Consider the following 26,330-nt stretch of genomic DNA (forward strand, 5'->3'; position numbering starts at 1 on the left):
CGGCAAGGGAGTTGGCCATGAACGCCCGCCTGAACCTCTTCGAGAACCCGATCGCCGGCAAGGTCATCAAGCACTTCGCAGCGGCCGGCAAGGCGGTACACGACTCACCGCTGCCGGTCAGCACCCAGCACCTTGTGACGCTCCGCGCCAGCCAGATCAACGGCTGCGGCTTCTGTACCGACATGCACAGCAAGGACGCGGTGGCCGCCGGCGAGGACTGGCTGCGCCTCAACCTGGTCGCGGCCTGGCGGGAGGCCACCTGCTTCACCGAGGCCGAGCGCGCCGCCCTGGAACTGACCGAGCAGGGCACTCGCATCGCGGACGGGGCCGGCGGGGTCCCGGACGAGATCTGGGAGAACGCCGCCAAGCACTACGACGAGGAGCAGCTCGCCGCCCTGGTGATCCTGATCGCCATGATCAACACCTACAACCGGCTGAACGTCATGATCCAGCAGCCCGCGGGCAGCTACCAGCCGGGACAGTTCGCCTAGCCAGGGGCGCTATAGCCAGCCGGGGCCGTCGCGCGCCAGCAGACAGCCCCGGCCCGGCACTGGCCCCGGTACGACCGCCCGACCCGCGGGAGGTCCGAGCGCCGTGCCTGTGAGCATCGAACCCGTCAGCACTGAACCTGTGCATCTCCAACCCCAAAATCACCTGGTCGAACTAGAGTTGTTCCTCTGAAGCGAGGCGACAGCAGCGCGGCACTGAGGGGGACAGGGGCAGCATGAGCGAGCAGGCCTTGGACCGGGTCGGGGAAACCGAGGGCACCACGGAGGACGATACGGTCCAAGCCACGGTCGACGGGCAGACCCTGCCCTTCTGGGTGGTGGCGACCGAGGAGGACATCGCCCTCGCCGCGCAGAACAGCGACACCATGGGAAGCCTTTTCAGCCGTGACGGCGACGCCGTGCTGCGCGCGGTGCCGCTCGGCCCGCTCCGCAAGAACCTCGCGGATGCCGTCGACGCCCTTCAACAGATCTTCCAGGAGGTCGCCGACCGTGGCGGGCCCCTCCCCTTGGCCGAGGCTCAGCTCTCCTTCCAGGTCACCGCGAGCGGAGGCATCCAGTTCGTCGGCTCCGGTGGGCAGATGCAGGGCTCCCGCAGCCTGACGCTGACTTTCAAGCGGCCCGCCTGAACAGGCGCTGCCCATGCAGAAGCACAAGGCGCTGCTCATCGGGGCGAGCGACTACTCCGACAGCCCCAGCTTCGGTGACCTGCCCTTCGTACGTGACGACCTCCAGCGGCTGCGCGAGGTCCTGACCAGCCGTGGCTTCCAGGCCGACGTCTTCGAGCACCGGCGCGGCATCACGGTGAACACCGTCCGCGGCGCGATCCACGGATTCCTCGGCGGCGCCCGGCAGGGCGACACCCTGCTCGTCGTGCTGAGCGGACACGGTCTCCACATCGAAGGCAAGGACTACCTGGTCCCCGAGGACGCGCCCGACACGGACCCGTTCATCGAGAGCTGCATCGAGGTCGGCTGGCACCAGCACGTGGAGCGGTCCCCGGCGGAACGTGTCGTCTTCCTGATCGACACCTGCCGCGAGGGCAGGATGCCGGACACCAAGTCGGTCCCCGGCACCCGACGTTGGAAGCCGCCGGAGATCATCGCCACCCTGCGCCGCAAGGTCGCCTACGTCCACGCCTGCGCGGCACCGGAAGTCGCCCGGTTCATCAGGGAGACGGACACCCCGCGGCCCGGACACGACATGGGGGCGCGGCAGGGCGAGTCGTTCAGCATCTTCTCGCGCGCCGTCGCCGACGTGATCACGGCCGATCCGCACGCCCTGCGGCTGCGGGAGTTCGCCGTACAGGTGCAGGAGCGGGTCGACGAGTACTACCGCGCCTACGGCAAGCCGAACCCCCCACAGCAGGTGAAGGTCACCTGCGAGACGGACGCCGACGGCGGGGACTTTCCGCTCCTGCCCGGGGCAGAACGACGCACTGAGGTTCACCCCTGGGTGCGCGGCGTGGACGAGTACCCCTGGCACCGCACCCCGGAGGGCCCGTCCCGGGAGACCTTGCAGGACATCTGCCGGGCCCTGGCGGACCGGCTGGCGCAGGCGCACGACAAGGCTTCACGCGCCCTGAGCGGCGACCCCTGGCGCGACGGCGATCTGGCCGCGCGTACCCACAAACGGCTCGGCTTCCTCGTCAGCAGGCTCACCGAGGGAGTACGGCTGTCGCCGACCGAGTCCGCACTCACCTACCTGTTCCCGCTGATCGCCCAGACCTTCTGGGCCCAGGAGGCGGCCCAGCGCGTCGGCGTCCTCACCTCCGGCCCCTCGGCCTGCGGACCCGACCAGAGCCGCTTCCAGAAGTTCGCTCAGGGGTTCCCCAGGCTCAAGCGGCGGCTGATCGCTCTGGAACACCAGAGGGCCGCGGGCAGATCCTCCGAGCAGAAAGAGGCAGCCCGCGCCTCCATGGAGCGGATTCGATGGTGGCTGTTCCACCGCTGGCTGATCCAGCAGCCCGAGCTGTACTCGGCCGAGCGGCTGAAGGAACTCCTCGGCGACCTGACGTCCGGCGGCGCGCATCCTCAATGGATCAACGACGCCCTCTCGCCCGAGCGCCTGATGCAGCTTCTGCGCGAGCACCGGGCCGCCCCGTTCAGCATGCGCCTGTCCACCACCGACCCGGCCCCGGGCGGGCACCGGGAGGACCGGGTGGTCATCGCCGCCAGCACCCTGGTGGAACAGGTGGTGCGCACCTCGCTGGTCACCGCCTTGGTCAAAGCGGCGCAGGCCATGGCCGTGGACCCGCTGGACCTGCCGGAGATCGTCGTCGAGCACCTCGGCATCCACGACAGCGTGGATCTGAACCAACTGCTGACCACTGTCCGCCAGTCCGACTGGCAGGCCTCCGGCCTGGGCCGTTCCCTGAACGCGGTGTGCACCCACCCGGCCGTCCAGGTGGCCCTGCGCGAACACGCGGTCCGGGTCGACGTACTGCTGCGCGACATCGACCGCGGCGACCATCCGGCCCTCGATCCACTCGAAGGGCTGCCGCCCTACGCCGACGGCAGCCGCGTACGCCTCGACGGCAACACCCCCGACGAGCTCTCCGACGGCATTCGCTTCCAGCTCGCCGAGGACCGCGTCCAGGAGCTCCTCATGGGCGAGGAGCTGTACGGCGACAGTGATCTGGCCGTCCGCGAGCTGTACCAGAACGCGCTGGACGCCGTCCGCTACCGGGACCGGCGCACGGAGTACCTGCAACGCACCGACCGCCCGGTCAACGGCTGGGAGGGCCGCATCACCTTCGCCCAGGGCGTCCGCTCCGACGGCCGCCCGTACCTCGAATGCCGCGACAACGGCATCGGCATGGGCATCACCGAACTGAGCACGGTGTTCTCCCAGGGCGGCGCCCGCTTCGTCGACCTGCCCGAGTACATCGAGGAACAGGCGGCCTGGGCGGAACTGCCGGGGCCCAAGCTGCGGCTTCACCCCAACTCCCGTTTCGGAATCGGGGTGTTGAGCTACTTCATGCTGGCCGACGAGATCGTCGTACGGACCTGCCGGATGGGGCGCGAGGACGGCCGACCAAGGCGGCTGTTGCAGGTGACGATCGCCGGGCCGGGGAACTTCTTCCGGGTGGAGGACCAGGGGGAGGGCAGACCGGAGGACATCGGTACGACCGTCACGCTGCTCCTGGGGAAGGAACACAGGTCGGTCTCCTGCCTGGAGGCGCTGGGGAAGGTGTTGTGGGTGGCGCCCTACCTCACGGAGGCCACTCATGGGGCGCGAAGCCTGAAGTGGCTGCCGGGGGAACTCTCGCGGGTCGCTCTCGCAACGTCCAACCCTTACCGGTTCGCCCGCAAGGGCCACACCGTGTGCATCGACTCCGCGGACCCGAATCTCTGGTGGGTCGAAGGCCGGGGCGCCGTGCTGGCGGACGGCGTGTACGCGGAGACCGACAACGAGGCCTACAGAAGCGACGTTCACGGCGCCATCATCAACCTCCGGGACGAGAAGTCACCGGAGCTGACTGTGGACCGCAAGACGCTGCGCTCCGTTGACCTCGCCCACGTGAAGGCCTGCATGATCGCTGCCGTCCCCAGCCTCACGGACCCCGACAGCGGACTGCCCAACGCGTCGTGGCTGGGGGCATGCAGTAGCTGGTCCGTGCCCGTAGCCGACGCCGTCGCCGAGCACGCCCGGCACACGGACATGTCCTGGAAGCTGACGGACGGATACTCGGTCCCCTTCAGCCGGCTCGGCTTCTTCCCGCCGGACATCGATCTGCTGTGCCTGGTCACGGGTGACTACAGGGAGGCCGACCCGGCGCTGTCCGCCTCCTTCTTCGCCAACGTGCCACTCCCGGTGCTGCGCTGGCGCCTGCGGACGCTGTACCGTGCCGGCTTCGGCGGCCCGGTCTCGCTGCCGGACACGGACGCCCCGGACTCGCTCTGCGCCCGCCCGTCGGACTTGGTGCTGCTGTGCGCCGACCGTACCGAGTTCCTCAACTGGAGCACCTGGCACGAAGGGTGGCTGAAAGGCCCGCGATCCTCGTTCTTCCTCCACGGATCCGCGCCTTCGCAGCCGCTCGCCGACACCGGCTGGGGCAGCCTCGGCCTGTTGTTCCCCTGGCGGGACCCGGCGACCACCGTGAGCACCGCCGACCTCTTCCGGCTCAGCTCGGCGGTCGAACGAGCGCCGGCCGACATCGCGGAGCGCCTGACAGCCCTGGAGTACCGCGTCGAGCCCTTGTCGGGCTGTTCCGCGGCCCAGTACGACGACCTGCCGCTCCTGCGTCCGGTGGGCGATCTGTCCGACTGGCTGTCTCCGGGGGCGACGCTGACGGGCGCCCAGATCGCGGTCAGTGCGGCGCTGGCCGCCTGCTCCACGCCTCGGGCCGCTCGGCGGCTTGCGGAGCTGGGCTTCGCGGTTCCGGCGGAATACCCGGTCAAGGAAGACTGGACCAAGGAGGAGTACAGCGTCGTCGCGAAGCTGTGGGACCCGTACTACACACCGCTCTCGCCCCAGGAAGCCGTGCACGTCTCTCCGGCCCAGCTGAGAGACGTGACCCACCAGACGGACCTTCCCCTTCGCTTCGTCACGGAGCTCCTCTCCAACCTCGGATTCCAGCTGCCCCCGGATGCCTCAGCGCTCCCGGAGCTGACCGACGACGACCGGGCCCTGATCGGCGGTCCCATGGTGCGCGTGGACAGGGAGATCCCGCTCCGCTACCTGGTGGACACCGCCCGCCGCTTGGGCCGTCCTGTCCTCGATGTGGCCGAGAGGCTGCGCGAACTCGGGTATGCGGTGCCGGACATACCGGATGACGACCACTTGCCCACACGGGATGAGATCGTTCTCCTCGGCACGCACTACGCCCTCGCAGACACCGGAAGCCCGGTGCCCCTGGGGGATGTGGTGGAAGTCGCGAGCCGCACCGAGAGCTCCCTGGCGGAGGCGGCCGACCGGCTCACGTCCCTGGGTTACCGATTCGGTTTCGATCCCGCAGCTCTCTCACATTTCAGGAAACGGGACGTCGAGGTCCTCTCGTTCGGCGTCGACCTGGGACGGTGGCCGAGCCCGGAACGCTTCGGCACGGTGTCCCTCACCGCACTCCACGCCGCCGCCCTGCGGACCGACAAAGATCACCCCAAGGTCGCCCACTCCCTCAGGGCCCTGGGCTTCGACGTCGCGTCGGAACCCGAGGGCTGGTACATGGAGCGCATGTGGGAATGGGAACTGTCCCGGTGCCTCAAGATCCCGGACGCCACGCCGGCCATGCCGCCCGATCCCTCCTGCTCCCTGGTCACGCTGGCGCTAGTGGCGATGCGAGCCGGCAAGTCCCTCCGCGAAGCCGCTCTGAGGGCCACCGAGTGGGGCATCCGTCACGACGCCGAGACCTGGTTCACCCCCGCCGAGGCGGAGCCTCCCGCCCCTTCGGCCTCCGCAACCCCGCCCCCAGCAGCAACCGCACCACCTCACGACTGCTGACCTCCACCGCCCCGGCCCGCACCACGTCGGCGTAACGGTGCGACGGGATGTCGTAGTGATCCCGCTCGAAGGCGTGCCGCGGCACGCCCAACTCGTCGGCGAACGCGTGCAGTTCGTCGTACGACACGTCGCTCACGAGGTGGGACCACATCCGGCCGTGCCCCGGCCAGGTCGGGGGGTCTATGTAGATCGCCACGGTCACGCGCTCCCCGACGAGGACGGCGCCCCGCCCGGCCCCGCCGACCCCAGCTCCCCCACCGCCGCGACCTTCACCCCCGCCTGATGGCACACCCAGTGCGGGTCGGGGCCGAGCTCCGGCTCGACCTCCAGCGCATGCGGATCGCCGGAGCCGCACACCGGGCACAACGGCCAGCGCCCGTACCGGTCCAGCAGCGCGTCCTGTACGTCCTGGGCGACCAGCCCGGCCACGTACTCCACGCCGTCCGGCCACTGCTCCACCCACCAGCGCCGCTGTACGACCGCCTCCTCGACCAGCGACACGACGTCCGCCTCGGCGACCTCGCCCGCGACCAGGTCGGCGAGTACGAGGGCGCGGGCCGTGTGCAGCGCCTGCTCCAGGGGACTGAGCGGACTGATGGGTTCCATGCACCTATTGTGCGCACTCTTGACCACGGCTCGGTGTTGAAAATACCTTTCAAGGGTGACCCGTGACGTGAAGGAAACTTTCGCAGGGCGGGTGGGCGCGGCCCCCGCACCCGCCGCCCTCGCCGCCAAGGTGCGCACGCTCGCCCCGTCGATGACCCGCTCCATGCAGCGCGTCGCCGAAGCGGTCGCGCACGACCCCGCGGGCTGCGCGGCCCTCACGGTCACCGGCCTCGCCGAACTCACCGGCACCAGCGAGGCCACCGTCGTCCGCACCGCCCGCCTCCTTGGCTACCCCGGCTACCGCGACCTGCGCCTCGCCCTCGCCGGCCTCGCCGCCCAGCAGCAGTCGGGCCGCGCGCCCGCCATCACGACCGACATCGCCGTGGACGACCCGATCGCCGACGTCGTCGCCAAGCTCGCCTACGACGAACAGCAGACCCTCGCCGACACGGCCGCCGGCCTCGACACGGCCCAGCTCGGAGCGGCCGTGTCGGCCGCCGCCGCGGCCCGCCGTATCGACGTGTACGGCGTCGGCGCGAGCGGGCTGGTCGCGCAGGACCTCACGCAGAAGCTGCTGCGGATAGGGCTGATAGCCCATGCGCACAGTGATCCGCATCTCGCCGTGACGAACGCGGTGCAGTTGCGGGCCGGTGACGTCGCCATCGCCATCACGCACTCCGGTTCGACCGGGGATGTCATCGAGCCGTTGCGGGTGGCTTTCGAGCATGGGGCCACGACGGTTGCCATCACGGGGCGGCCGGATGGGGCCGTGACTCAGTACGCCGATCACATACTGACGACGTCGACGGCGCGGGAGAGCGAGCTGCGACCGGCGGCGATGTCGTCCCGTACGAGTCAGCTTCTTGTGGTGGACTGCCTGTTCGTGGGGGTGGCTCAGCGGACTTATGAGACGGCGGCGCCTGCGTTGTCCGCGTCGTACGAAGCCCTTGCACATCGTCACCGTAGATAGACCGTGGGTCCGACCGTTGCGAGGGTCTGCGGGTCCGATGTGGCTGGTCGCGCCCACGCGGCGGTAGCCGCAAATTCAACACGGCCCGCGCCCCCAGGGCGTCAAGCACACCGAAGTCGAAAAGAGCCGTCCCCCCATGACCTCCACTTCCAACCCCCGTGACCTCCGCTCCGAGTTGGACTCCCTCACCACCGAGGCCTTCCGGCCCGAGCTCGCCGAGATCGACCGACTCCCCACCCTCGACATCGCCCGGCTCATGAACGGCGAGGACGCGGCAGTACCCAATGCCGTAGCCCCGTGCCTCCCCGAGATCGCCGCCGCCATCGATGCCACCGCCGACCGGATGGCACAGGGCGGCCGTCTCGTCTACGCCGGTGCCGGCACCGCCGGTCGCCTCGGCGTGCTCGACGCGTCCGAGTGTCCGCCCACCTTCAACACCGCCCCCTCCCAGGTCATCGGGCTCATCGCGGGCGGCCCGGAGGCCATGGTCACCTCGGTCGAGGGGGCCGAGGACTCCAAGGAGCTGGCCCGCGCCGATCTCGACGCGCTCGCGATCGGTTCCCTCGACACGGTGGTCGGCATCTCGGCCTCCGGGCGGACGCCGTACGCGATCGGGGCCGTCGAACATGCCCGTGCCCAGGGCGCGTTGACGATCGGGCTGGCCTGTAATCCGGGCAGCGCGCTCGGGGCGGCGGCCGACCATGGGATCGAGATCGTCGTCGGTCCGGAGCTGCTGACCGGCTCGACCCGGCTGAAGGCCGGCACCGCGCAGAAGCTGGTCCTCAACATGCTGTCGACGATCACGATGATCCGGCTCGGCAAGACCTACGGGAACCTGATGGTCGACGTCCGCGCCTCCAACGACAAGCTGCGGGCCCGCTCCCGCCGTATCGTCGCGCTCGCCACGGGCGCTCAGGACACGGACATCGAGCGGGCCCTGACCGAGGCGGGCGACGAGGTGAAGACCGCGATCCTGGTCCTGCTGGCGGACGTGGACGGCGCCACGGCCACCCGTCTCCTGGAGGAATCGGGCGGCCACCTGCGGGCCGCGCTGGCGTCGGCCACCTGACCGCGCCCTGTCCGGCCAACCCCCCTGTTAGCGTGACCACATGACGGCACCGACGACCTTCCGCATCGGCGGCGACCTGGAAGTACGACGGCTCGGCTTCGGGGCCATGCGGCTGCGGCCCGACCCCGACGAGAAGGCCCACGTCGCCCACCTCGCGGTCGCCCGGCGAGCCGTCGAACTCGGCGTCACTCTGATCGACACGGCCCACCTGTACGGCTGGGGAGCGAACGAGGAACTCCTCGCCGAGGCCCTGCACCCGTACCCCGACGACCTCGTGATCGCCACGAAGGTCGGCATCCGCCACACCACAGCGGGCGAGGGCTGGCGGCACGCGGGCGACCCCGCCGATCTCCGCGTCCAGGTCGACGAGGCCCTGCGCCGCCTCCGCCTCGACCGCATCGAACTGCTCCAACTCCACCGCCTCGACCCCGCCGTCCCGATCCCCGACCAGGTCGGCGCCCTCCGCGACCTGCGCGACGAGGGCAAGGTGGGCCGGATCGGCCTGTCCGAGGTGACGGCCGCCGAGCTCGCGCAGGCACAGGCCGTCGTCGAGATCGCGAGCGTCCAGAACCGCTACAACCTCCTCGACCGCGAGTACGAGCCCGTACTGAAGGCGTGCGAGGCGGCGGGGGTCGCGTTCCTTCCGTGGCGGCCGGTGGCGGCGGGACAGTCGGGGGCACGGGCCGAGATCGCCGCGGTGGCCAAGGAGGCCGACGCGACCCCGACCCAGGTCGTCCTGGCCTGGCTGCTCGCCCACTCCCCGGTGATCGTCCCGATCCCGGGCACGACGAGCATCGTGCACCTGGAGGAGAACGTCGGGGCGAACGCCGTACGCCTCACCCAGGAGCAGTACGACCGCCTGAACCGCGTCGCCGCCACAGAAACCCCGTAGCTCGCACAACCCTGCCCCGGTCACGTTGGTCTTGTGTGCGTGAACCCTGCGCCGCAACCGGGCGCAGGGCGTTGAGCACGGGAGAAGCACCAATGTCAGCCACCGCCATGCGTCGTACCGTCCTGGCCGCCTCCGCGGTCTCCCTCGCGCTTCTCGTCACCGCCTGCGGTGGCGGCGAGCAGAGTGGTGAGGACAAGGAGGCAGCGAAGGGCGGCACCAAGTCCGAGAAGCCCGCGGCGAAGACGCTCACCGCCGCCGAGCTGGAGAAGCTCGTGGTCGCCAAGGGCGATGTCGAGGGCCACCAGATCACGAAGCCGGGGAAGGCGGACGTCTTCGCGCCCGGTTCCGTGTCCGTCGAGAAGGCCGAGTGCGATGCCGTCGGGCAGGTGCTGTCGGCCCTTCCGGCGGGCAAGCCGGCGGCGACCGTCCAGCGCCTCGTGGTCCAGGAGTCCGCGGCATCCAAGAAGGGCATGCCCTCGGCGGAGGAACTCGCCGAGATGACGGAGAAGGAGGCCGAGGAGGCGACGCTCGACTCGCTCGACATCACCAAGACGATGACCTCCCTCTGGTCCTACGACGCCGACGGCGCCGAGCAGACCCTCACCACGCTGCGGGAGGCCGGCAAGAAGTGCGCCGGGGGCTTCGCCATGACGCTCGACGGTGAGAAGCAGCAGGTCACGAAGGTCACCGAGGAGAAGGTCGCGGCCGGCGAGGACGCCGTCGCCTGGACGGTGGGCACGAAGCAGGACGGCAGCGCGGGCGAGACCAAGGTCGTCGTCCTCCGTCAGGGCAGCACGCTCGCGGGCTTCTCGTCCTTCAACATCGCGGCGGTCACCCGGGGCGAGGCGTTCGAGCAGCCGACGGCCGTCATCGACGCCCAGGCGACCAAGCTCGGCTGAACCACGGCCCCCTGACGAGGACCGGGTGGGAAGGTCTGGCCTCAACACGCCCTTCCCACCCGGCTCCCACCAGGCGTCTCGGCTCAACAACGCATCCTCCCCTCCCGGTTGACGCCCCGGACCTGCTCCCGCAACACCTCCCCGCGCGGCGCCACCTCCACCGCGTCCGGCGGACAGTCCCACTCCCGCCCGCCCCCCACGGGCCGCAACTGCACCTTGCCGCCCACGTGCCCCCTGACCTCGCCGATACGCCCGTCCCGCACATCCACGGCATGACTGCCGACGGCCGGCCGCTCCCCGCGCACCACGGAGGCCAGCTTCTCGGCGACACGGACATTGCAGCGCCCGAGGTCGACGAGCGGGAACGGCTCGTCACTGGCGCCGGTCACCGGGTCCACGCACAGCGACGGCAACACGACACCGGCGCCCACGAGGGCCTCCCGCAAAGACGCCACCACTTCTTCGGTCGACGGCACACTTGCCTCCCGTATCCACACAGAGTTTGCGATTCACAACACAGCGTGGCGGGCACCGCTCTAGCCTGGCCATACGGGAGACACCAACATCTCCGATGTTCGACCTGGAGCTGCCATGCCGGGACCCAAGGACCTCGACCCGTCGTCATCGCCCCGCGCGCTGCTGGGCGCGGAATTACGACACGCCCGCGAAAGAAAGGGCCTCAGCCAGGAGTCGCTGGGCCTGAAGCTGTTCGTCAGCGGCACGTTCGTGGGGCAACTGGAGGCCGGGACGCGGCGCTTGCGGCCGGATATGGCCCCGCTGATCGACGAGGCGCTGGAAACGGACGGGTTCTTCGAGCGGAACTGCTCCGCAGCAGCCAAGTCGAGGTATGAGGACCATTTCGCCGAGGCGGCTGAAGCCGAGGGGCAAGCCACGGTAATCAGGCAGTACGCACCGCTCCTCATCCCCGGGCTGCTGCAGACACCCGCGTACGCACAGGCTGTGAACCGCGCCTACGACCCGACTGCGACGGAAGAGACCATCGAGGAGTGGACGGAAGGTCGGATGGAGCGGGTCCGTCTGCTGGGCCACCCAACAAAGCCTGTGTTGTGGACGGTGCTTGACGAGGCTGCCCTGCGACGGGTGACCGGCGGTCGAGCAGTGATGGCGGAGGCCCTACACCACATCGCCAACCTCGCCCGCCAAAACCGGGTCATCGTGCAGGTACTGCCGTTCAGCGCGGGAGCACACCCAGCGATGCGAGGTGCCTTGAAGCTGATGGAGTTCGAGGACGCCCCACCGCTGGTCTACTACGAGGGGGTCGGCACCGGACGACTGGAGGACGACCCGGCTACGGTCGTCCAACAGAGGTTCAGGTTCGATCTTCTCGTGGCCTCCGCACTCTCGCGGGAGAAGTCCCTGGTCCTGATCGAGGAGTTAGCGCAGGATTACACCCATGAGGAACACCCCTGACGACGACCTGAGCACCGCCACTTGGCACAAGTCGAGCTACAGCCAAGGCGGTGACAATTGCCTGGAAGTCGCCCGCTGGCGCAAGTCGACGTACAGCCAAGGCGGCGGCGACTGCCTCGAAGTAGCCGACGGCCACCCCACCGTCGTCCCCGTCCGCGACTCCAAGAACCCCCACGGCCCGAAGCTCATCTTCCGAGCATCGGCTTGGGCGGCCTTCGTCGAAGCGGTCAGGATCTGACCTAGTTGCCTCCTAGCGTGGCTGTCATGACTGAGACCACGCACAACAACGCCACCGCCACCACCGTCTCCGACGAGCGCAGCGACCTGCTGGAGGCACTTGCCAAGCAGCGCCACTTCCTGCGCTTCACCACGCGGGACCTCACCGACGAGCAGGCAGGGCAGCGGACCACGGTCAGTGAGCTGTGTCTGGGCGGCCTGATCAAGCACGTCACGTCGGTGGAGCGGCACTGGGTCGAGTTCATCCAGCACGGCCCGTCGGCGATGCCCGACTTCACCGCCCTGACCGAGGCCGACTGGGCCGCGCGAGCCGACGAGTTCCGGATGCTGCCCGGCGAGACGCTGGCCGGCGTACTGGCGGCGTACGAGGAAGTGGCCCGCGAGACCGACGAGTTGGTCACCACCCTGCCCGACCTGAACGTCACCCATCCGCTGCCCAAGGCCCCGTGGAACGAGCCCGGGGCTCGGATGTCGGCCCGCAGGGTGCTGATGCACATCGTCGCCGAGACGGCCCAGCACTCCGGCCACGCCGACATCATCCGGGAGGCCCTGGACGGCGCGAAGAGCATGGGCTGAGCGTCAGCCACGCCAGACGAGCGTGTACCGCCAGAACAACCGCCGCCGCAGCCGTACGCCGGGAAGGACGCGCCGGGCTTCACCGGCGATGTCACCGAACGGGATGACCGCGGGTCGGGTCACCGCGGTCATGGAGACGGGCCGGACCACCGTGCGCCGGCCCCGGTTCTTGACGAGCCCCATGAGCAGGTTGAGCGGGATCGAGACGAAGCCGAGCAGATGGTCGACGTAGTCCTCGTCACGGGCCAGTCCGACCACCACCAGGGTTCCGCCGGGGGCGAGTTGCTGTCGCAGGTGGGCCAGGGTCTCGCCGAGCGGCAGGTGATGGAGTACGGCGACGCAGGTGATGACGTCGTACGGCCCCTCGGGAATCCCGCCCGGAGCGTCGGCGACGGTGAAGGTGGCGGGAGTGCTGGGCGGGGTCAACTCCCGCGCCCGCCCGACGATCCCTGCGTCGGAGTCGATACCGACAACCCCCTTGTCCGCTCTCGTGGCCAGCAGCCGGACAAGATCCCCCGTCCCGCAACCGACATCCAGCGCGGTCGCGAACCGGCGGGGCAACTGCCGCAGGATCCAACGGTGATAGTGAGCGTTGTGGTCCCAGGGACGGGCGGCATTGAACTGTTCGAGCGCCTTCAGCAGGCGCGGCGGCAGGATCGTCATGGCGTCAGTCCACCAGAGGGGATCCTGGTCGTGTTCCGAGCGGAGGGTGCGGCGCCGCCGTTGTCAGTGCTGTCTGCGATGGTGTGAGCACGGGAGATCGACGGACTGGTGGGGGCATGGATGACGGGCAGGGACGCCGACGGCTGGGCGGGCATGGACCATTGGGACTGGGATGACCACGAGGACGTGAGGCGGCGTCTCGACGCGGGAGCCGATCCGGAGAGGTGGGGCCGCGGAGGCTCGCGGCCCCTGCACCGGGCAGCGGTGTTCGGCTCGCCCGAGGTCGTCGCGGAACTGGCCCGGCGCGTGGCGGACGTGGACGCGCTGGAGGACGGGACTACGGCACTGTGGGAGGCGGTGGTGGCGGGCCGTTCCGAGAACGCGCGAGCACTGGCCGCCGCCGGAGCCGACCCGGGGTGGATCGGGTACGGCGGCTGGACGCCGGGGCGGCTGAGCCTCGCCGGGCCGGAGCCCGACCTGTTCGCCGCCGCGCCCGGGGCTCAGCCCGGTCTGACGGAAGCGGAGCGCGCGGTGGCGGAGGAAGGCCGCCGGCTCATCGCGGCCCTCGGGGACATCTACTACGACGGCCTGGGGCTGGCATGCGTGGCCGGGATCGACGCCGAGGAGGCGATACGCCGCCTGGAGGCGACACCGGCCGACGCCGAGCTGGCGGCCGAGCTGCTGGAGGACCCGTACGCCTACGACCCGGACGAGACCCTGCGGCTCATCGGCGTGACGACCGTGCCGGGCGGCTGCGTCGTCACCCAGCCGTGGGGTTACGGCCCTTCGATGCCCGGCGTACACACCCGCCTGTCCGCAGGCACCGTCTCCTACGGTCTGTACGCCAACCCCAAGAGCGGCAACCAGGGCAGCATCCACCGCGACGGCGTCTGCGAGGGCTGGGACCTGCACCCGGGCGGCGGCCCGGACCCGGAGGACGGTCCGGCGGATGTCCTGTTCTCGTACGTCTACTGCCACCAGGCAGTGGCCTACTCGCTCGCCTACGCCGGTCTGCGCCCGACCGACACCCGAGCGGTCATCGGCCCACCGGACCACTGGGTCGAACTACCGGACCGGGATTACTGGGCGACCTGAACAGCCCCCCGAAGCTCAAGCGTCCAGCCCCGAGCCCTCTTTGCAAGGAATGGTTGGAGGGCCTCAACCCACCCTCCCACCCGGCGAGTTGACTTGACGCGTTCGACTTGCCACGCACAGTCACGGTCGTCTAGCGTGCCCGATTAACGAACAGCCCCCGCCAGGTGCTCGCAACACCTGCGGGGGCTTGACCTACGAGATCGAGCAAAGGTCGATCCAGTGGCTGATGCCAAGCTTAGTGCTGCCTCCCTGTCCGCGCACGCCTCCCCGCACCCCCTGGCCAATCCGGGTTACGGGAAACGGTCAGCGCCCGACCAACACCGCCGCACGAACCACGACTTCGCCGCCCTCCCACCCCGCGAAGCCGCCATCGCCGCCTACATCGACCGCCTCCCCGACGGCGCCGACATCTCCGTAAAAACGCTGGCCAAGCAGCTCCCGTACGGACAGTGCGCCCTCCGCACGGCCCTCAACAACCTCCAGCAGGCAGGCCACTTACGCCGAGGACGCGAGCACCTGACCTCCGATTCCGGCGCCGCCCGCTGGATCACCCGATCGTGGTTCTCCCGTACCGCACGCGACGACGCCTGGTGGGCGGCGTTCACGAGGGGCGACGTACCGCAGGAGCCGACGGACCCTCCGGACCACCCGCGCCCGACCCGCTCCCGCGCCTACATCCTGCTGGCCGCCCTCGGCCGCGAGACCCCCGCACTGTCACTGTCGGCCGCTGACTGCGCGGCCCTCGCGCCCCTGGTCGCCGAGTGGTACGCGCGCGGCGCCACCGACACGGACGTACTGCGTGCCCTGACCACCGGCCTCCCGACCCCGGTCCACCACCCGGCCGCCCTGATCCGCAACCGCCTCACCACCAAGCTCCCACCGGAACGCACCCCCGTCCGCGCACCCCTCCGCATCCTGGAGTGCGCGAAGTGCGGAGTGCCCGGCCGCCCGGAGGCGCTACCGGGCGGCATCTGCGGCGCGTGCCGGGGCGAACGCGCCCCCGACGGCTCCCCCACGCCGCTGCAAGCCTCCGCAATCCATGCCCACGCGGCAGAAATCCGTGCCGCAATGTCCCAACGACGACAAGAAAGGGCACCGGCATGACAGCTCCTACGGTCCGCCGACATCACCCCGGGGCACGATGGAGGGGAGGAGGCGAAGCCATGACCCCCAGCACCGCCGAACGCCCGCAGATGCCCATCGAGGACTTCGAGGACCTCGCCGCAGCCGCCCCGGAGCATGTGCGGCTCGAATTCGTCAACGGACGGGTCCGGACCAAGGATCCGCTCAGCGTCGAAGACTTCGAGGAACTGGAGCGCCGGGCGCCGGAGACCGTCCGGCTTGAGTACATCAATGGAAAACTCGAGGTCAAGGCAATGCCGGACGGCAACCACCGGGAGATCTTCGTCTGGCTTCAGGAGCAATGCATGCAGCATCGCCCTGACCTCCGCGTCTATGGCGAGTCCGGTGTCAAGACCGAGGCCTACCGCAAGGGTCGCGCCCGCACTGACGGCGCCGTCGCACGCAAGGGCCACTTCAAGGGCCACGGCGAGTGGTCCGGATCCAACGGCATCGTGATGGCTGTCGAGATCACGTCCCACGATCGCGACACCAATCAACGAGACCGCATCGACAAGCCCGTCGGCTACGCGGCAGCAGACATCCCGATCTACCTGCTCATCGACCGCGACAACAACACCGTCGTCGTGTACAGCGAGCCGAAGGACGACCGCTACCAGCAGATCGCTTCCCACCCCTGGGGGACCCCGGCCCAACTCCCCGACCCCCTCGGCTTCACCCTCGACACCGAGGAACTCAAGGACTACGCGGACTGACACTCACACGGACGGACGGAGCAGCCCCATGAACCCGCTGGAAGAGCAGCAGCGCCTACTCGACGAAGCCGACATCGCCGAAGCGCGCGCCCGCGCGGCGACTCCGTCCGGTCCATCACTGCCCCACGACGAGTTCATGGCCCAATTGGAGGCAGAGGATCTCCATGTGCATGCTGAAGGCCGGCCGCAACACCTGACCAGGCCCCCGCAAAGCCCCGGAGCCACCCCATGAACCACGCCCAGCTGACCGCCCTGGGCCGAGCCCTCCGCCTCCTCGGCGAGCACGGCGAGGCCCTCACCGCCACCACCCCGGACGCCAAGCTCCACGAGATGAAGGCCGACCTCCGCCGCGCCCTCGACCTCCTCGACGAGAGCGTCACCGGCGCCGCCCCCACCACCCGCTGCCCGGAGCACCCCAACGGCCCCGTCGACACCGCCGCCCCCGACCTCTGCCTGCTCTGCGAGACCCGCCGCCGGGCAGCCCCCCGCTCCGAGTTCAACGGCCCGGCCCCCGACGCCCGCCGCTCCTCCGAGCCCTCCGCCCCCTCCCGCTACGGCGTCCGCGGCGACCGCCCCCAGCCCCAGCAGCGCTGGCTGCCGGAGCTGTGGAACGGGCAGGAGTGGCAGCTGTGCGGCACCCCGCGCCGCGACCGCCACGAGGCCGAGCTCTATCTCGCCGCCCAGCGCCGCGGCCCGCGCCCCGCCATGGCCTACCGGCTGGTGCACGAGTTCACCGACTACGAGGTGCTGCGCGTGTGGGGTACGCCGGTGAAGGTCGACATCGAGCCGCTGGGCAACCTGTAGGCCCCGGTCCGCCCTAGGGCATTTCGTTTGGATCACCGCGCAGACCAGAGGAAGATGCCCGCGATGTGGAGTCCGGCCAGGTAGATGGTCGCGGTCTTCTCGTAGCGGGTGGCGATGCCTCGCCACTGTTTCAAGCGGTTGATGCAGCGTTCGATGGTGTTGCGCTGCTTGTATGCCTCGCGGTCGAAGGCCGGTGGCCTGCCGCCTCGGCTTCCGCGCCGCAGGCGGTGGCCGCGTTGGTCGGCAGGGACGGGGATGATCGCCTGGATTCCGCGCTTGCGCAGGTGTTCGCGGATCGCGCGTGAGGAGTACGCCTTGTCGGCCTGCGTCGGGGTGGGTGACGCCGGCGAACGCGCCACCGATGTTGAAGACGAACCGGCCTCCGGGCCGCAGTACACGGCGCACCGCGGTGACCACCGCGGCGACGTTGGTCTTCCACACCGCCGAGTTGCACACGACGGCATCGACGCTGCGTGTCGGGACGTGGTCGGCCAGGTCTTCGGCGGGTGCGTTGACCCAGGTCAGTCGGGGGTCGGTGAGGAGGCGGCAGCCGATGTTCTGCATGGCGGCGGAGCTGTCGAGGGAGACGACGGTGGCGTCGGGTGGTGCCAGGGCGAGGATGGCCTCGGCCGTCGTACCGGTGCCGCCACACAGGTCGACGATCACACGGCTGCTGGTGAGACCGGCACGCGTGGCCAGGTCGCGGCTGGAGGCGCTGTACATGGGGTAGGCGCGGGTGAAAGCGGCGTAGGTCTCGGCGGTGGCGGCGTCGTCCCAGCCGGTGAGGGCGTCGTACTCCAACGGGCTCACCTCGTTCTCGTGGTCGGGGTACCGCACGTGGCGGTGTGAAGGGGATCCGGATCCGTGCGGGCCGGACACGCGCTACGGGCCCGGGTGGTTCTGCGTGCTGTTTGGGCCGGCTGGCTCAGTCGAAGGACGGCTTGGCGTTGCGGCTCCGCTTGAGCTCGAAGAAGCCGTCCGTCGCCGCGACCATCACAGGCCGTCCCAGAGCTGTCCGGCGGCTTCGCCGCGGGGAGCCGGGGTGACCACGGGGCCGAACAGGGTCGTGCCGGCGATCCGCAGGACGGGTGTCCCGACGTCGAGGCCGACTTCGTCGAACGCCTCGTGGTGCGACGTCTTGATGAGCTGGTCGAACTCTGTGCTGGTGGCCGCCGCGGCCAGCGAGAGTGGCAGCCCGGCTGGAAGGGTGCCGGGACGCTCAAGGCGTCGCTTGGAGGACTCGATGCCCCGTCCGCAGACAGTGGCGACGCCCACCCTCGCCGGCGAACTGCTCCACGGCCTCTCTGACCGCCCACCAGCTGGAACTGACCTGGCTGCTACGCGGCCAATGCGTCGCGCACAGCGGCTGCTCGCTGGGCGCCGTCACCGGGTGACCACCGGCTCCATCCGGCACCCCCCACTGCCATTGCCCGATCCAGCAAGCACGGCCACTCCTCCGGCTGCGGCCACGTGGTGGCGACAACTCCGACTCCACTATCGTGGAAGCGGGGGTGGCGCAGCAGCCACTTCTTGACCGGCTCGGTCCTGTGGGTGGCGTAGTTGTCCAGGGCCAGGTGGAGTTCGACGTCCTTGGGGACGGCGGCGTCGATGACCTTCAGGAAGCGGAGAAACTCCTGGTGGCGGTGGCGGCGCTCGGACCTGGACCTGTGCCGCCTGCGGTGCGGTCCACGACCGGGACCACTACGCCGCGAAGAACGTGAGAACGGCCGCCGGACTGGCGGTTACAGCCTGCGGAGCGCAGGTCGGACCAGGACTCGTCCCGGCACAGCGCGACGAAGTAGGAAGCCACGGATTCCCGTCCGTTGCTGTGTCACGTAGTGGCAAAGCAACGCACGGGAAGGCCGGAAGTCTCGGGCTTCAGCCCGAGGAGCAAGTCAACGCGGTGCGGTTACGCGGCGCGGGTGAACTGCCACCAGTTGACATTGAACAAGTAGCCGCTGCCGCCGCTGAACGTCAGGTAGAGGTCATGGGTTCCCGTCACGCCGCTCACTGGGCAGGTCACCGTGGTCCAGGCCTGCCAGCCACCGGTGTTCGGCACACCGCACCGGCCCACGATCGTCCCGCTCGGACCGTCCAGGCGCACTTCGAGGGTGCCGCCGCTGGTGGCCGAGGCGACGCGTGCGGCGAAGGAGGAGGCGCCGGCCCCGAAGGCCACTCCCTTGACCTTGGTGTAGTCGCCGTTCTCGATCCAGCCGACGTTCATTCCGCCGTCACTGGACCATTCGGTCTCGATCCCGGAACCCCAGGCGATCGTCACGGCCTCCTGGCGGACGTACGGATCGAGTGGGCCGGCCTGCGGGGCACCCGTGCTCGTCATGTTGATTGTCGGAATGGTGCCGTCGGCGTTGTAGGAGAACTTCTCCACGGCTACCGAGCGGGTGAAGCCGCCTCCGCCCGGGAGGGCGCCGTTGTGGTAGAAGAAGTACGAACCGCCCTTGAAGTCCACGATGCCCGGGTGGTTGGTGAAGCTGTTGCCCTGGGCGGGCATGACTGTTCCACGGTAGGTCCAGGGTCCGGTCGGGCTGGGTGCCGTGGAGTAGGCGATGAACTCCTGGCAGCACCTGGCCGCGTACACCAGGTAGTACAGACCGTTCCGCTTGTAGGCCCACGGCCCTTCTTCGTACAGCGTGGGACGGTCGGGGTTGTCGGTGCGGGTGCCGAATCCCGAGGTGGTGAGCGGGATCTTGGTGGGGCTGCCCGAGTAGGAGGTCATGTCGGCGTTCAGCTTGACGTACCACAGGTTGGGGTTGCCCCAGTAGAGGTAGGCCTGACCGTCGTCGTCGATGAAGACGGTCGGGTCGAACTCAGTGTTCTCCAGCAGCGGGCGGCCGAGGGCGTCCCGGAACGGTCCGGTGGGGCTGTCCGCCACCGCCACGCCGATGGCGAATGCGCCGGTCGCCCGGACCGTCACCGGCACGTACCAGTAGAACTTGCCGCCCCGTTCGATGGCCTGGCCCGCCCACGCGTTGGCGCCTGCCCAGCTGAAGGTGTTCAGGCTGAGCGGTGTGCCGTGGTCGGTCCAGTTGACCATGTCGGCGGAGGACCACACCCGCCAGTCTTTCATCACGAAGGAGTCGGTGGAGCCGTCCTCGTCGTGCCCGGTGTAGAGGTAGACCCGTCCGTTGTGCACCAGCGGGGACGGGTCGGCGGTGTAGACGTGCTGCACGATCGGGTTGTCGGCCTTGGCCGCCGTGGGATGCACCGCGGCAGGAAGGACGGCGAACGCCAACATGAGGATCAGCACCCAGGTTGCCCGGGCGAGTCTCGTACCGGTGGCGGGTGGTCTCACTGCGGTCGGGGGAGCCATTGGCCTGTGGACGTCGGTACTGGACATGGTGTGGTCCTTCCTGGCGCTGCGGCTCGGGGACTGAGCAGCCGGTCAGATGCGGGGAGAGGAACGTTGCTGCGCTCGGGGTGTGGTCAGCGCGAACCGTGCGATGCGGACGGAGCCGCCGAGTGTCTGCGTGGCGTAGTTGGTAAGGGCGAAGCGGCAGCCCATGAAGAACTGTCAGGTGTCGCCCATGGTGAACGCGGGCCCCAGGCGGGTGAAGTTGGTGCCGTCGGTGCTGTGGAGAAGGTTCCCGGACGGGAGGCGCCGGGGCGGATGTCGGCGGCCGCGCGCAGCCAGATGCGACCGCCCGTGACGTTGGCGCTCGCGACTTCGGTGCCGGTGCCGGTGGTGTTCCAATTGCTGTCCATGGTCAAGCCGTTGACCATCACTACCGTGTTGTGCCGCCGTCTCGTTCGATGCCGATCCACGCGGAGAGGTCGCGCAGCAGGGCGAGTCCGGCCCGGTCGCCGTCGCGCATCGTCGCGTAGTCCAGCTGGATGGTCGCGGTGGAGGTGGGTCCCTGAATCCGGTCGGTGAGGGTATTGCGGGCCCAGTACAGGTCGTTGGCGACCGTCGCGGTGCGCAGGGTCAGGCCGTTGTTGACGGACCACTTGCCGTTGTCCGAATTGTGGTTCCATTCCCACTTCGGTTTCACGGTCGTTCCGTCGAAGGTGCCGACGCCGGTCAGTGGGGTGACCTGGCGGGGTGGGGGCAGCAGGACGGGGCTGGGATACGGCGTGTCCCAGGCACCGCCTACGAGTTGGACGACGGGCCGGCCGCGCCAGGCCTGACAGGAGGAGCACGGCCGCGCGGCACAGGCGCGGGCGCGGGCATGGTGCGGGTGACGTCACACGAAGCTCCAGGAGGCGATCGGGGCTTGCCGCACTAATGCCAGGGGCACCCTTCCAAGTCCGGCATTCGGCGTGTGGGGGGAGAGTCTTACCGGGACGGATGATGCGGGTGCCGTCATGCCCGGCATGTACACCATGCGCAAGCCGCTTCAGCCGGGCGTTCGATACTGCGAACGTGAACCGAACTTTCGAACGTCGTGGATCCTAGGAGTTGAGGGCGGACAGCACAAGATCCCTGGAAGCCGCATCTCATCCGAACGTGATCGCTCAGTTCTTCTGGCAAGGAATGGTTTCGCCCGGGGTGAGGGAGGCATGCGGCGTCTTGTTTCCGCTTCGTGGTTGAGGGGTGCACGGTGGCGTCGGTGCTGGGAATGCTGGAGGGGCGAGAGGCAGCGGCCAGGGTTCGGGTGGAAGGGCTGCGGCAGGAAGTCGCCTGGTTGGCTGGGGTGTTGGAGGCCGCCGAGATCGAGCTGGACCGGCGGGTGATCGCGCGGGAAGAGCTGGTCGAGGCCCTGGCAGCCTCGGCTGCCGAGACCACCGCCGTGACCGGGACCGAGGCGGAGCGGATCGCCATGGGGCGCGAGGAGCCGCCGCCCGGGGGGATCGCCACGGTTCGGGGGGAGCTGATGGTTCGGGGGTCTTCGGGGGCGCCTCGGGGGTAGGAGTCGGGGCGTTTGCCCAGGTCGGACGATGAACGCCGTCACCGGACCACTTCCTCGGCCCGGCGGTGGGTGCCGAACGTCCGCGCGTGGTAGGCCAAGGGCGCGACATCGGCAGCGTCCGCGTGGACCACGGCGCCGAGGACGATGACGTGGTCTCCTCCGTCGGTCAGCCCGGTCACGGTGCAGTCGGCCCAGGCCGCGATGCCGGCCAGGCGGGCGGAGCCCGACTCGGCGGACCAGGCGAGGCTTCCGCCAGGGCTTCGGTGATGACGGTGGGATCCTCGCGGCGCCGCTGGTTGTGCAGCCGGGTGCCGATGGCCGTGTACAGCGGCCGCCCCAGCACGGGGCGGCCGGCTGCTCGGCGGCTGCGGCGCAGACTCGCACCGACCCCCAGGCCGTGCTCATCAGCTTCTGGTAGTCCTCGCTGAGGCCCTTGCCTCGCGCTGGTCGAGGTTCAGGTAGGCGAGGGACATGAACCGCCAGTCGGCGCGCACCGGCCGGACCTGCTCGACCTCCAGGAGCCAGCGCGAGGTGATCCAGGCCCAGGGGCACAGCGGATCGAACCAGAACGGGACCTGGGCCTCGTCGCCGCGGGTCTCTTCGTTGGTCGTCATGATGCGTACCGTCCAATCTGCGAGTGGCACTGCATGGCTCGTCGTCGAGCGGAGGGGCTAGTCCGCCCCAGTCCGCCCTACGACTTAGCCGTCGCCCCCACCGACTCCGCCGCCGCCCCCTCCGCCACCGGCTCCCCACCAGCGGCAGCCACCCCCTGCCTCGGAATGAACGACGCCACCACGAACGCCAGCAGCGCCGCCCCGGCGCCCACCGCCAGGACCACCTTGAAGGCGTTCTCGGACGGAAGGGCGTAACCGCCCAGGTCCGTCGTCATCTGGGCCAGAATCACGCCCGCGACCGCACTCGCCGTCGACGTCCCCAGCGAGCGCATCAGCGTGTTGAGGCTGTTCGCCGCGGCCGTCTCCGAAGCAGGCACGGCGCTCATGATCAGCGCGGGCATCGAGCCGTAACCGAAGCCGACGCCGGCGCCGATGATGCAGGCCACCAGGACGAAGTGCCAGACCTCGGACATCAGGACGATGTTGAGGCCGTATCCGGCAGCAACGATCAGCACCCCCACCATCAGCGTGACCTTCGGCCCCTTGGCCCGCGAGATGGCCGCCGACACCGGGGCCGTCGCCATCATCACCAAGCCCGACGGCGCCATGCACAGGCCCGCGACCAGCATCGACCTGCCGAGGCCGTATCCCGTCTGCGCGGGGAGCTGGAGGAGCTGCGGGATGACCAGGCTCATCGCGAACATCGCGAAGCCCACCGCGATCGAGGCCAGGTTGGTGACCAGCACCTGACGGCGGGCCGTGGTCCGCAGGTCGACCAGCGGCTGCTCAACCCGCAGCTCCCACCAGCCCCAGGCGAGCAGGATCACGACCGCTGCCGCGAACAGCCCCAGCGTCGTACCACTGCCCCAGCCCCAGTCGGCACCCTTGGAGACGGCCAGCAGCAGGCAGACCAGGCCGGCCGCCATCCCGACCCCGCCGACCAGGTCGAAGCGCCCGCCCGTGCGGACCTTCGACTCGGGCACGACCAGCAGCACGCACACCAGCGCCACGACACCCATACCGGCCGATGTCCAGAACAGGACGTGCCAGTCGAAGTTGTCCGCGATGAGCGCAGCGGCAGGCAGACCGAGCGCGCCGCCGATGCCGAGGGAGGCGCTCATCAGGGCGGTGGCGGAGCCGAGGCGCTCGGCGGGGAGTTCGTCGCGCATGATGCTGATGCCGAGGGGGATGACACCGGAGGCCAAGCCCTGGAGCACCCGCCCGACGATCATCGGGACCAGTGACTCGCTCAGGGCGCAGACCACCGAGCCGGTCACCAGCAGCAAGACGCTGACCAGCAGCATCCGCCGCTTGCCGTACATGTCGCCGAGCCGCCCCATCACCGGCGTGGCCACGGCGGCGGCCAGCAGGGTCGCCGTGACGGCCCAGGCCGTGTCCGACGCGGGCGCGTCGAGGAGCTTCGGCAGCTCCGGGACGATCGGGATGACCAGGGTCTGCATCAGCGAGACGACGATCCCGGCGAAGGCCAGCACCGCCACCACGCCGTTCGATCTCGGCGGGGCGGCGCCTCCGGCCGCCTCGGCGGGACGGGTCGGTGCGTCGGACATGGTGCGGCCTCCGTCGGCGTACATGCGGGAGCGCTTGACTCTTAATTGACCGAGGCAACCTTAAGTCAGTTGATTGACTTACTCAAGGGAGCCAGAGTCAGGTCACGCCGACGCAGGTCACGCCTCCCGCTCCACGAACGACCGCACCTGCTCCTCGTCCAGCTCGTACACCGTCTCGTGCGCCCTGGGGTCCCGCGCATGGAAGGTGTGGAACATCGGCCCCGCCGCCCCGCCCAGCTCCACCAGCGACGCCGAGGCCCCGCGCACCGCGCGCTCCGTCCCGGGCGCGGACGTCAGGTCGATGCGGTTGACCACACCGGGCGTGACCCACACCGGCACCGACTCCAGCAGCCCGAAGAGCTGGAGATGGTAGTGACCGGTCAGCACGACCCGTACGTCACTCCCCCGGATCACCTCCCCCAGCTCCCCCGGGTTCCGCAGCCCGAAGTGCGGCTGGGTCGCCGAGATGTCGAGGCTGATCGGCGGGTGGTGGAAGGCGAGGACGGTGCCCCGCTCGGCGGGCTCGCTCAACGCCCCGCGCAGCCAGTCCAGTTGGGCCGTGCCCAGATGGCCGTACACCTTCCCCGGCACCAGCGAGTCCAGCGTCACGAAACGCCAGCCCGCGACCGTGCTCACCGCGGCCCGCTCCGACGCCTCGGAGTCCAGGACCAGCTCCGGTTCCGGATGCCCGCCGGCCAGCACCTTCCCGAAGGCGTCCCGCTCGTCGTGGTTGCCGGTCGTGTAGAACACCGGCGCGCCCAGCCGCTGCGCGAACCCGCCCACCAGTTCCCGTACGGCCGTGTACGCCTCCACAGATCCGTCGTCGGCGATGTCTCCGGTGACGACCACCGCGTCCACGTCCCGTTGATGCCGCAGCTCGGCGAGCATCAGCCGCAGCGAATCGGTGGCGTTGACGCCGTACTTGTTGGGGCCGTCGGTTCGCTCGATGTGCGTGTCCGAGAGATGAAGGATTCTCATCTCCCGGACGTTAGCGCGGAGTTGCCGATCAGCTCAGCGTCTTCAGCGACGCGGCGTCGTACGGCTTCAGCTCGTCGACGCGGTCACCGAGGACCTTCGCCGCCCACTCAGGGTCCTGGAGCAGCGCGCGGCCGACGGCCACCATGTCGAACTCGTCGCGCTCCAGGCGGTCCAGGAGGTCGTCGAAGCCCTTGACCGTGGAGCCCTCGCCCATGAACGCGCCGATGAAGTCGCCGTCGAGGCCGACCGAGCCGACGGTGATGGCCGGCTTGCCGGTGAGCTTCTTCGTCCAGCCGGCCAGGTTGAGGTCGGAGCCGTCGAACTCCGGGATCCAGTAGCGGCGGGTGGAGGCGTGGAAGGCGTCGACGCCGGCCGCGGCGAGCGGGGTGAGGATGGCGTCCAGCTCCTCGGGGGTCTCGGCGAGGCGGGCGTCGTAGGCCTCCTGCTTCCACTGCGAGTAGCGGAAGATGACGGGGAAGGATGCGGAGACCTTCTCGCGTACGGCGGCCACGATCTCCGCGGCGAACTTCGTACGGGCCACCGGGTCGCCGCCGTACGCGTCCGTGCGGCGGTTGGTGCCCTCCCAGAGGAACTGGTCGACGAGGTAGCCGTGGGCGCCGTGGATCTCCACGCCGTCGAAGCCGATGCGCTCGGCGTCCGCGGCGGCCTGGGCGAACGCGCCGATGACGTCGTCCAGGTCGCTCTGGGTCATCGCCTTGCCGGTGGCCTCCTCGGCGCCGATGCGCAGACCGGAGGGGCCGACCGGCGGGGCGTCGGCGTAGGGCGGCCTGCCCGGCTTGCGGACCATGCCGATGTGCCAGAGCTGCGGCACGATCGTGCCGCCGCCCGCGTGCACCGCCTCGGCGACCTTGGCCCAGCCCGCCAGCTGCTCCTCGCCGTGGAAGCGCGGGACGCGGTCGCTCTCTCCGGCCGAGTCGTGCCCGACGTAGGTGCCCTCGGTGACGATCAGGCCGACGCCGGCGGCGGCGCGGCGCGCGTAGTACGACAGCACGTCCTCGCCGGGGATGCCGCCCGGGGAGAACATGCGCGTCATCGGCGCCATCGCGATGCGGTTGGGGACGGTCAGGCCGTTGATCGTGGTCGGCCGGGACAGGATCTGGGCCGCACGGGAGGCGGAGGTCGTGGTGACGGTCACGCGGGGGCTCCTGGAGTGAGGGTTCATTGAGTCATTGACCGGCTGGTATGTGCGTATGCATTGTTGCACCGACTTAAGCAACCGATTATGCGGGTCCGCGCATTCCGTGGCTGCCGTATCCGCC

28 protein-coding genes and 5 pseudogenes are annotated in these 26,330 nt (G+C 69.8%); 17 read left to right on the top strand and 16 right to left on the bottom strand.

Annotation, left to right across the window (positions count from 1 at the left end; all coding sequences use genetic code 11):
- Positions 1 to 17 precede the first annotated feature (17 nt).
- The 3 genes from ADL12_RS30590 (at position 18) to ADL12_RS30600 (ending at position 5,948) form a co-directional block, all read left to right on the top strand.
- The gene (locus tag ADL12_RS30590) at positions 18 to 491 is read left to right on the top strand and encodes a carboxymuconolactone decarboxylase family protein (RefSeq protein ID WP_062707551.1); all 474 of its coding nucleotides are present in this window, start codon (positions 18 to 20) and stop codon (positions 489 to 491) included.
- 233 nt (positions 492 to 724) lie between these two features.
- Complete coding sequence (locus tag ADL12_RS30595) at positions 725 to 1,135, top strand: Pepco domain-containing protein (protein WP_062707554.1); 411 nt, start codon at positions 725 to 727, stop codon at positions 1,133 to 1,135.
- A 13-nt stretch (positions 1,136 to 1,148) separates the two neighbouring features.
- Complete coding sequence (locus tag ADL12_RS30600) at positions 1,149 to 5,948, top strand: wHTH domain-containing protein (RefSeq protein WP_062707557.1); 4,800 nt, start codon at positions 1,149 to 1,151, stop codon at positions 5,946 to 5,948.
- On the opposite strand, the gene ADL12_RS51170 is transcribed toward ADL12_RS30600, so the two are convergent.
- Both ADL12_RS51170 and ADL12_RS30605 read right to left on the bottom strand, forming a co-directional pair.
- On the bottom strand, positions 5,863 to 6,144 hold the full coding sequence (locus ADL12_RS51170) for a DUF4031 domain-containing protein (RefSeq protein ID WP_079052368.1): 282 nt from the start codon (positions 6,142 to 6,144) through the stop codon (positions 5,863 to 5,865). The two genes, ADL12_RS30600 and ADL12_RS51170, sit on opposite strands and share 86 nt — an antisense overlap.
- A gap of 2 nt (positions 6,145 to 6,146) precedes the next feature.
- A complete protein-coding gene (locus ADL12_RS30605; RefSeq protein ID WP_107120063.1) occupies positions 6,147 to 6,545 on the bottom strand; it encodes a hypothetical protein in 399 nt (132 codons plus the stop codon).
- Between the two features lie 64 nt (positions 6,546 to 6,609).
- On the opposite strand from ADL12_RS30605, the gene ADL12_RS30610 reads away from it, so the two are divergent.
- The 4 genes from ADL12_RS30610 (at position 6,610) to ADL12_RS30625 (ending at position 10,384) form a co-directional block, all read left to right on the top strand.
- The gene (locus tag ADL12_RS30610) at positions 6,610 to 7,524 is read left to right on the top strand and encodes a MurR/RpiR family transcriptional regulator (protein WP_062707564.1); all 915 of its coding nucleotides are present in this window, start codon (positions 6,610 to 6,612) and stop codon (positions 7,522 to 7,524) included.
- Between the two features lie 136 nt (positions 7,525 to 7,660).
- Complete coding sequence (gene murQ / locus ADL12_RS30615) at positions 7,661 to 8,593, top strand: N-acetylmuramic acid 6-phosphate etherase (protein WP_062707567.1); 933 nt, start codon at positions 7,661 to 7,663, stop codon at positions 8,591 to 8,593.
- Positions 8,594 to 8,633: 40 nt separating this feature from the next.
- On the top strand, positions 8,634 to 9,485 hold the full coding sequence (locus tag ADL12_RS30620; RefSeq protein WP_062707569.1) for an aldo/keto reductase: 852 nt from the start codon (positions 8,634 to 8,636) through the stop codon (positions 9,483 to 9,485).
- A 92-nt stretch (positions 9,486 to 9,577) separates the two neighbouring features.
- On the top strand, positions 9,578 to 10,384 hold the full coding sequence (locus ADL12_RS30625) for a hypothetical protein (RefSeq protein WP_062707572.1): 807 nt from the start codon (positions 9,578 to 9,580) through the stop codon (positions 10,382 to 10,384).
- Positions 10,385 to 10,467: 83 nt separating this feature from the next.
- On the opposite strand, the gene ADL12_RS30630 is transcribed toward ADL12_RS30625, so the two are convergent.
- The gene (locus ADL12_RS30630; RefSeq protein ID WP_062707575.1) at positions 10,468 to 10,860 is read right to left on the bottom strand and encodes a hypothetical protein; all 393 of its coding nucleotides are present in this window, start codon (positions 10,858 to 10,860) and stop codon (positions 10,468 to 10,470) included.
- Positions 10,861 to 10,975: 115 nt separating this feature from the next.
- Between ADL12_RS30630 and ADL12_RS30635 the strand changes: the two genes are divergently transcribed.
- From ADL12_RS30635 to ADL12_RS30645, 3 genes are read left to right on the top strand one after another with little or no spacing between them, the layout of a single operon-like run.
- The gene (locus ADL12_RS30635) at positions 10,976 to 11,815 is read left to right on the top strand and encodes a helix-turn-helix domain-containing protein (protein ID WP_062707578.1); all 840 of its coding nucleotides are present in this window, start codon (positions 10,976 to 10,978) and stop codon (positions 11,813 to 11,815) included.
- Positions 11,799 to 12,053 carry a DUF397 domain-containing protein gene (locus ADL12_RS30640; RefSeq protein ID WP_062707582.1) on the top strand — a complete coding sequence of 85 codons (255 nt, stop codon included), beginning with the start codon at positions 11,799 to 11,801 and terminating at the stop codon, positions 12,051 to 12,053. Before ADL12_RS30635 ends, ADL12_RS30640 begins: the two co-directional genes overlap by 17 nt.
- Before the next feature lie 26 nt (positions 12,054 to 12,079).
- Positions 12,080 to 12,628: a DinB family protein gene (locus ADL12_RS30645; protein ID WP_062707585.1), complete on the top strand. Its 549-nt coding sequence runs from the start codon at positions 12,080 to 12,082 to the stop codon at positions 12,626 to 12,628.
- 3 nt (positions 12,629 to 12,631) lie between these two features.
- On the opposite strand, the gene ADL12_RS30650 is transcribed toward ADL12_RS30645, so the two are convergent.
- Entirely contained in the window at positions 12,632 to 13,291 is a 660-nt protein-coding gene (locus ADL12_RS30650) for a class I SAM-dependent methyltransferase (protein ID WP_062707588.1), read from the bottom strand.
- Positions 13,292 to 13,411: 120 nt separating this feature from the next.
- Between ADL12_RS30650 and ADL12_RS30655 the strand changes: the two genes are divergently transcribed.
- The 5 genes from ADL12_RS30655 (at position 13,412) to ADL12_RS30670 (ending at position 17,025) form a co-directional block, all read left to right on the top strand.
- Complete coding sequence (locus ADL12_RS30655) at positions 13,412 to 14,386, top strand: ankyrin repeat domain-containing protein (protein ID WP_062707590.1); 975 nt, start codon at positions 13,412 to 13,414, stop codon at positions 14,384 to 14,386.
- Positions 14,387 to 14,605: 219 nt separating this feature from the next.
- Entirely contained in the window at positions 14,606 to 15,490 is an 885-nt protein-coding gene (locus ADL12_RS30660) for a hypothetical protein (RefSeq protein WP_208614655.1), read from the top strand.
- A 59-nt stretch (positions 15,491 to 15,549) separates the two neighbouring features.
- Positions 15,550 to 16,221 carry a Uma2 family endonuclease gene (locus ADL12_RS30665; RefSeq protein ID WP_079052369.1) on the top strand — a complete coding sequence of 224 codons (672 nt, stop codon included), beginning with the start codon at positions 15,550 to 15,552 and terminating at the stop codon, positions 16,219 to 16,221.
- 28 nt (positions 16,222 to 16,249) lie between these two features.
- Positions 16,250 to 16,453, top strand: a complete 204-nt coding sequence (locus tag ADL12_RS54335; RefSeq protein WP_159053344.1) for a hypothetical protein — start codon at positions 16,250 to 16,252, stop codon at positions 16,451 to 16,453.
- Positions 16,450 to 17,025, top strand: coding sequence for a hypothetical protein (locus ADL12_RS30670; protein WP_062707593.1), 576 nt, complete (start codon positions 16,450 to 16,452; stop codon positions 17,023 to 17,025). Before ADL12_RS54335 ends, ADL12_RS30670 begins: the two co-directional genes overlap by 4 nt.
- A 32-nt stretch (positions 17,026 to 17,057) precedes the next feature.
- On the opposite strand, the pseudogene ADL12_RS30675 reads toward ADL12_RS30670, so the two are convergent.
- From ADL12_RS30675 to ADL12_RS30690, 5 genes and pseudogenes are all read right to left on the bottom strand, one after another.
- A pseudogene (locus tag ADL12_RS30675) lies at positions 17,058 to 17,363 on the bottom strand (transposase); the annotation flags it as partial.
- 88 nt (positions 17,364 to 17,451) lie between these two features.
- Positions 17,452 to 17,748, bottom strand: a pseudogene (locus ADL12_RS56965) (class I SAM-dependent methyltransferase); the annotation flags it as partial.
- A gap of 270 nt (positions 17,749 to 18,018) precedes the next feature.
- The gene (locus tag ADL12_RS30685; protein WP_244188118.1) at positions 18,019 to 18,300 is read right to left on the bottom strand and encodes a mycothiol-dependent nitroreductase Rv2466c family protein; all 282 of its coding nucleotides are present in this window, start codon (positions 18,298 to 18,300) and stop codon (positions 18,019 to 18,021) included.
- A gap of 224 nt (positions 18,301 to 18,524) precedes the next feature.
- Positions 18,525 to 18,674 (bottom strand): annotated as a pseudogene (locus ADL12_RS53190) (IS630 family transposase); the annotation flags it as partial.
- 260 nt (positions 18,675 to 18,934) lie between these two features.
- Entirely contained in the window at positions 18,935 to 20,278 is a 1,344-nt protein-coding gene (locus ADL12_RS30690; RefSeq protein ID WP_244188119.1) for a glycoside hydrolase family 43 protein, read from the bottom strand.
- Here ADL12_RS30690 and ADL12_RS56975 point away from each other — a divergent pair.
- Positions 20,277 to 20,417, top strand: coding sequence for a hypothetical protein (locus ADL12_RS56975; RefSeq protein WP_244188120.1), 141 nt, complete (start codon positions 20,277 to 20,279; stop codon positions 20,415 to 20,417). The two genes, ADL12_RS30690 and ADL12_RS56975, sit on opposite strands and share 2 nt — an antisense overlap.
- 8 nt (positions 20,418 to 20,425) lie before the next feature.
- On the opposite strand, the pseudogene ADL12_RS30695 reads toward ADL12_RS56975, so the two are convergent.
- Positions 20,426 to 21,155 (bottom strand): annotated as a pseudogene (locus ADL12_RS30695) (beta-xylosidase family glycoside hydrolase); the annotation flags it as partial.
- A 621-nt stretch (positions 21,156 to 21,776) separates the two neighbouring features.
- Between ADL12_RS30695 and ADL12_RS58595 the strand changes: the two are divergent.
- Positions 21,777 to 21,890: pseudogene (locus tag ADL12_RS58595) on the top strand (LacI family transcriptional regulator); the annotation flags it as partial.
- 38 nt (positions 21,891 to 21,928) lie between these two features.
- Here the strand turns inward: ADL12_RS58595 and ADL12_RS51190 are convergent.
- The 6 genes from ADL12_RS51190 to ADL12_RS30720 all read right to left on the bottom strand — a co-directional run bounded on the left by ADL12_RS51190 (position 21,929) and on the right by ADL12_RS30720 (position 26,206).
- Complete coding sequence (locus ADL12_RS51190) at positions 21,929 to 22,102, bottom strand: flavin reductase (protein WP_107120065.1); 174 nt, start codon at positions 22,100 to 22,102, stop codon at positions 21,929 to 21,931.
- Positions 22,066 to 22,233: a mycothiol-dependent nitroreductase Rv2466c family protein gene (locus tag ADL12_RS58600; protein WP_425265160.1), complete on the bottom strand. Its 168-nt coding sequence runs from the start codon at positions 22,231 to 22,233 to the stop codon at positions 22,066 to 22,068. Before ADL12_RS58600 ends, ADL12_RS51190 begins: the two co-directional genes overlap by 37 nt.
- A 61-nt stretch (positions 22,234 to 22,294) precedes the next feature.
- Positions 22,295 to 22,504 (bottom strand): mycothiol-dependent nitroreductase Rv2466c family protein, encoded by a 210-nt coding sequence (locus ADL12_RS58605; RefSeq protein WP_425265161.1) that lies wholly within the window; start codon positions 22,502 to 22,504, stop codon positions 22,295 to 22,297.
- 77 nt (positions 22,505 to 22,581) lie between these two features.
- The gene (locus ADL12_RS30710; protein WP_062707647.1) at positions 22,582 to 24,072 is read right to left on the bottom strand and encodes an MFS transporter; all 1,491 of its coding nucleotides are present in this window, start codon (positions 24,070 to 24,072) and stop codon (positions 22,582 to 22,584) included.
- A gap of 117 nt (positions 24,073 to 24,189) precedes the next feature.
- Entirely contained in the window at positions 24,190 to 25,050 is an 861-nt protein-coding gene (locus tag ADL12_RS30715; RefSeq protein WP_062707608.1) for a metallophosphoesterase, read from the bottom strand.
- Between the two features lie 28 nt (positions 25,051 to 25,078).
- Complete coding sequence (locus tag ADL12_RS30720; RefSeq protein WP_062707611.1) at positions 25,079 to 26,206, bottom strand: NADH:flavin oxidoreductase; 1,128 nt, start codon at positions 26,204 to 26,206, stop codon at positions 25,079 to 25,081.
- Positions 26,207 to 26,330: the final 124 nt, after the last annotated feature.

It is taken from the genome of Streptomyces regalis (assembly GCF_001509475.1).
Lineage (GTDB): Bacteria > Actinomycetota > Actinomycetes > Streptomycetales > Streptomycetaceae > Streptomyces > Streptomyces regalis.

What these genes read in the sequence shown, in the direction of transcription:
- ADL12_RS56975 (WP_244188120.1), top strand. Translation starts at nt 20,277, where the DNA reads ATGAGGATCAGCACCCAGGTTGCCCGGGCGAGTCTCGTACCGGTGGCG.
- ADL12_RS30710 (WP_062707647.1), bottom strand. Translation starts at nt 24,072, where the DNA reads ATGTCCGACGCACCGACCCGTCCCGCCGAGGCGGCCGGAGGCGCCGCC.
- ADL12_RS30670 (WP_062707593.1), top strand. Translation starts at nt 16,450, where the DNA reads ATGAACCACGCCCAGCTGACCGCCCTGGGCCGAGCCCTCCGCCTCCTC.
- ADL12_RS30635 (WP_062707578.1), top strand. Translation starts at nt 10,976, where the DNA reads ATGCCGGGACCCAAGGACCTCGACCCGTCGTCATCGCCCCGCGCGCTG.
- ADL12_RS30640 (WP_062707582.1), top strand. Translation starts at nt 11,799, where the DNA reads ATGAGGAACACCCCTGACGACGACCTGAGCACCGCCACTTGGCACAAG.
- ADL12_RS30590 (WP_062707551.1), top strand. Translation starts at nt 18, where the DNA reads ATGAACGCCCGCCTGAACCTCTTCGAGAACCCGATCGCCGGCAAGGTC.
- ADL12_RS30600 (WP_062707557.1), top strand. Translation starts at nt 1,149, where the DNA reads ATGCAGAAGCACAAGGCGCTGCTCATCGGGGCGAGCGACTACTCCGAC.
- ADL12_RS30715 (WP_062707608.1), bottom strand. Translation starts at nt 25,050, where the DNA reads ATGAGAATCCTTCATCTCTCGGACACGCACATCGAGCGAACCGACGGC.
- ADL12_RS30595 (WP_062707554.1), top strand. Translation starts at nt 725, where the DNA reads ATGAGCGAGCAGGCCTTGGACCGGGTCGGGGAAACCGAGGGCACCACG.
- ADL12_RS30625 (WP_062707572.1), top strand. Translation starts at nt 9,578, where the DNA reads ATGTCAGCCACCGCCATGCGTCGTACCGTCCTGGCCGCCTCCGCGGTC.
- ADL12_RS30645 (WP_062707585.1), top strand. Translation starts at nt 12,080, where the DNA reads ATGACTGAGACCACGCACAACAACGCCACCGCCACCACCGTCTCCGAC.
- ADL12_RS30690 (WP_244188119.1), bottom strand. Translation starts at nt 20,278, where the DNA reads ATGTTGGCGTTCGCCGTCCTTCCTGCCGCGGTGCATCCCACGGCGGCC.
- ADL12_RS30650 (WP_062707588.1), bottom strand. Translation starts at nt 13,291, where the DNA reads ATGACGATCCTGCCGCCGCGCCTGCTGAAGGCGCTCGAACAGTTCAAT.
- ADL12_RS58605 (WP_425265161.1), bottom strand. Translation starts at nt 22,504, where the DNA reads ATGACGACCAACGAAGAGACCCGCGGCGACGAGGCCCAGGTCCCGTTC.
- ADL12_RS30620 (WP_062707569.1), top strand. Translation starts at nt 8,634, where the DNA reads ATGACGGCACCGACGACCTTCCGCATCGGCGGCGACCTGGAAGTACGA.
- murQ (WP_062707567.1), top strand. Translation starts at nt 7,661, where the DNA reads ATGACCTCCACTTCCAACCCCCGTGACCTCCGCTCCGAGTTGGACTCC.
- ADL12_RS30665 (WP_079052369.1), top strand. Translation starts at nt 15,550, where the DNA reads ATGACCCCCAGCACCGCCGAACGCCCGCAGATGCCCATCGAGGACTTC.
- ADL12_RS54335 (WP_159053344.1), top strand. Translation starts at nt 16,250, where the DNA reads ATGAACCCGCTGGAAGAGCAGCAGCGCCTACTCGACGAAGCCGACATC.
- ADL12_RS30655 (WP_062707590.1), top strand. Translation starts at nt 13,412, where the DNA reads ATGACGGGCAGGGACGCCGACGGCTGGGCGGGCATGGACCATTGGGAC.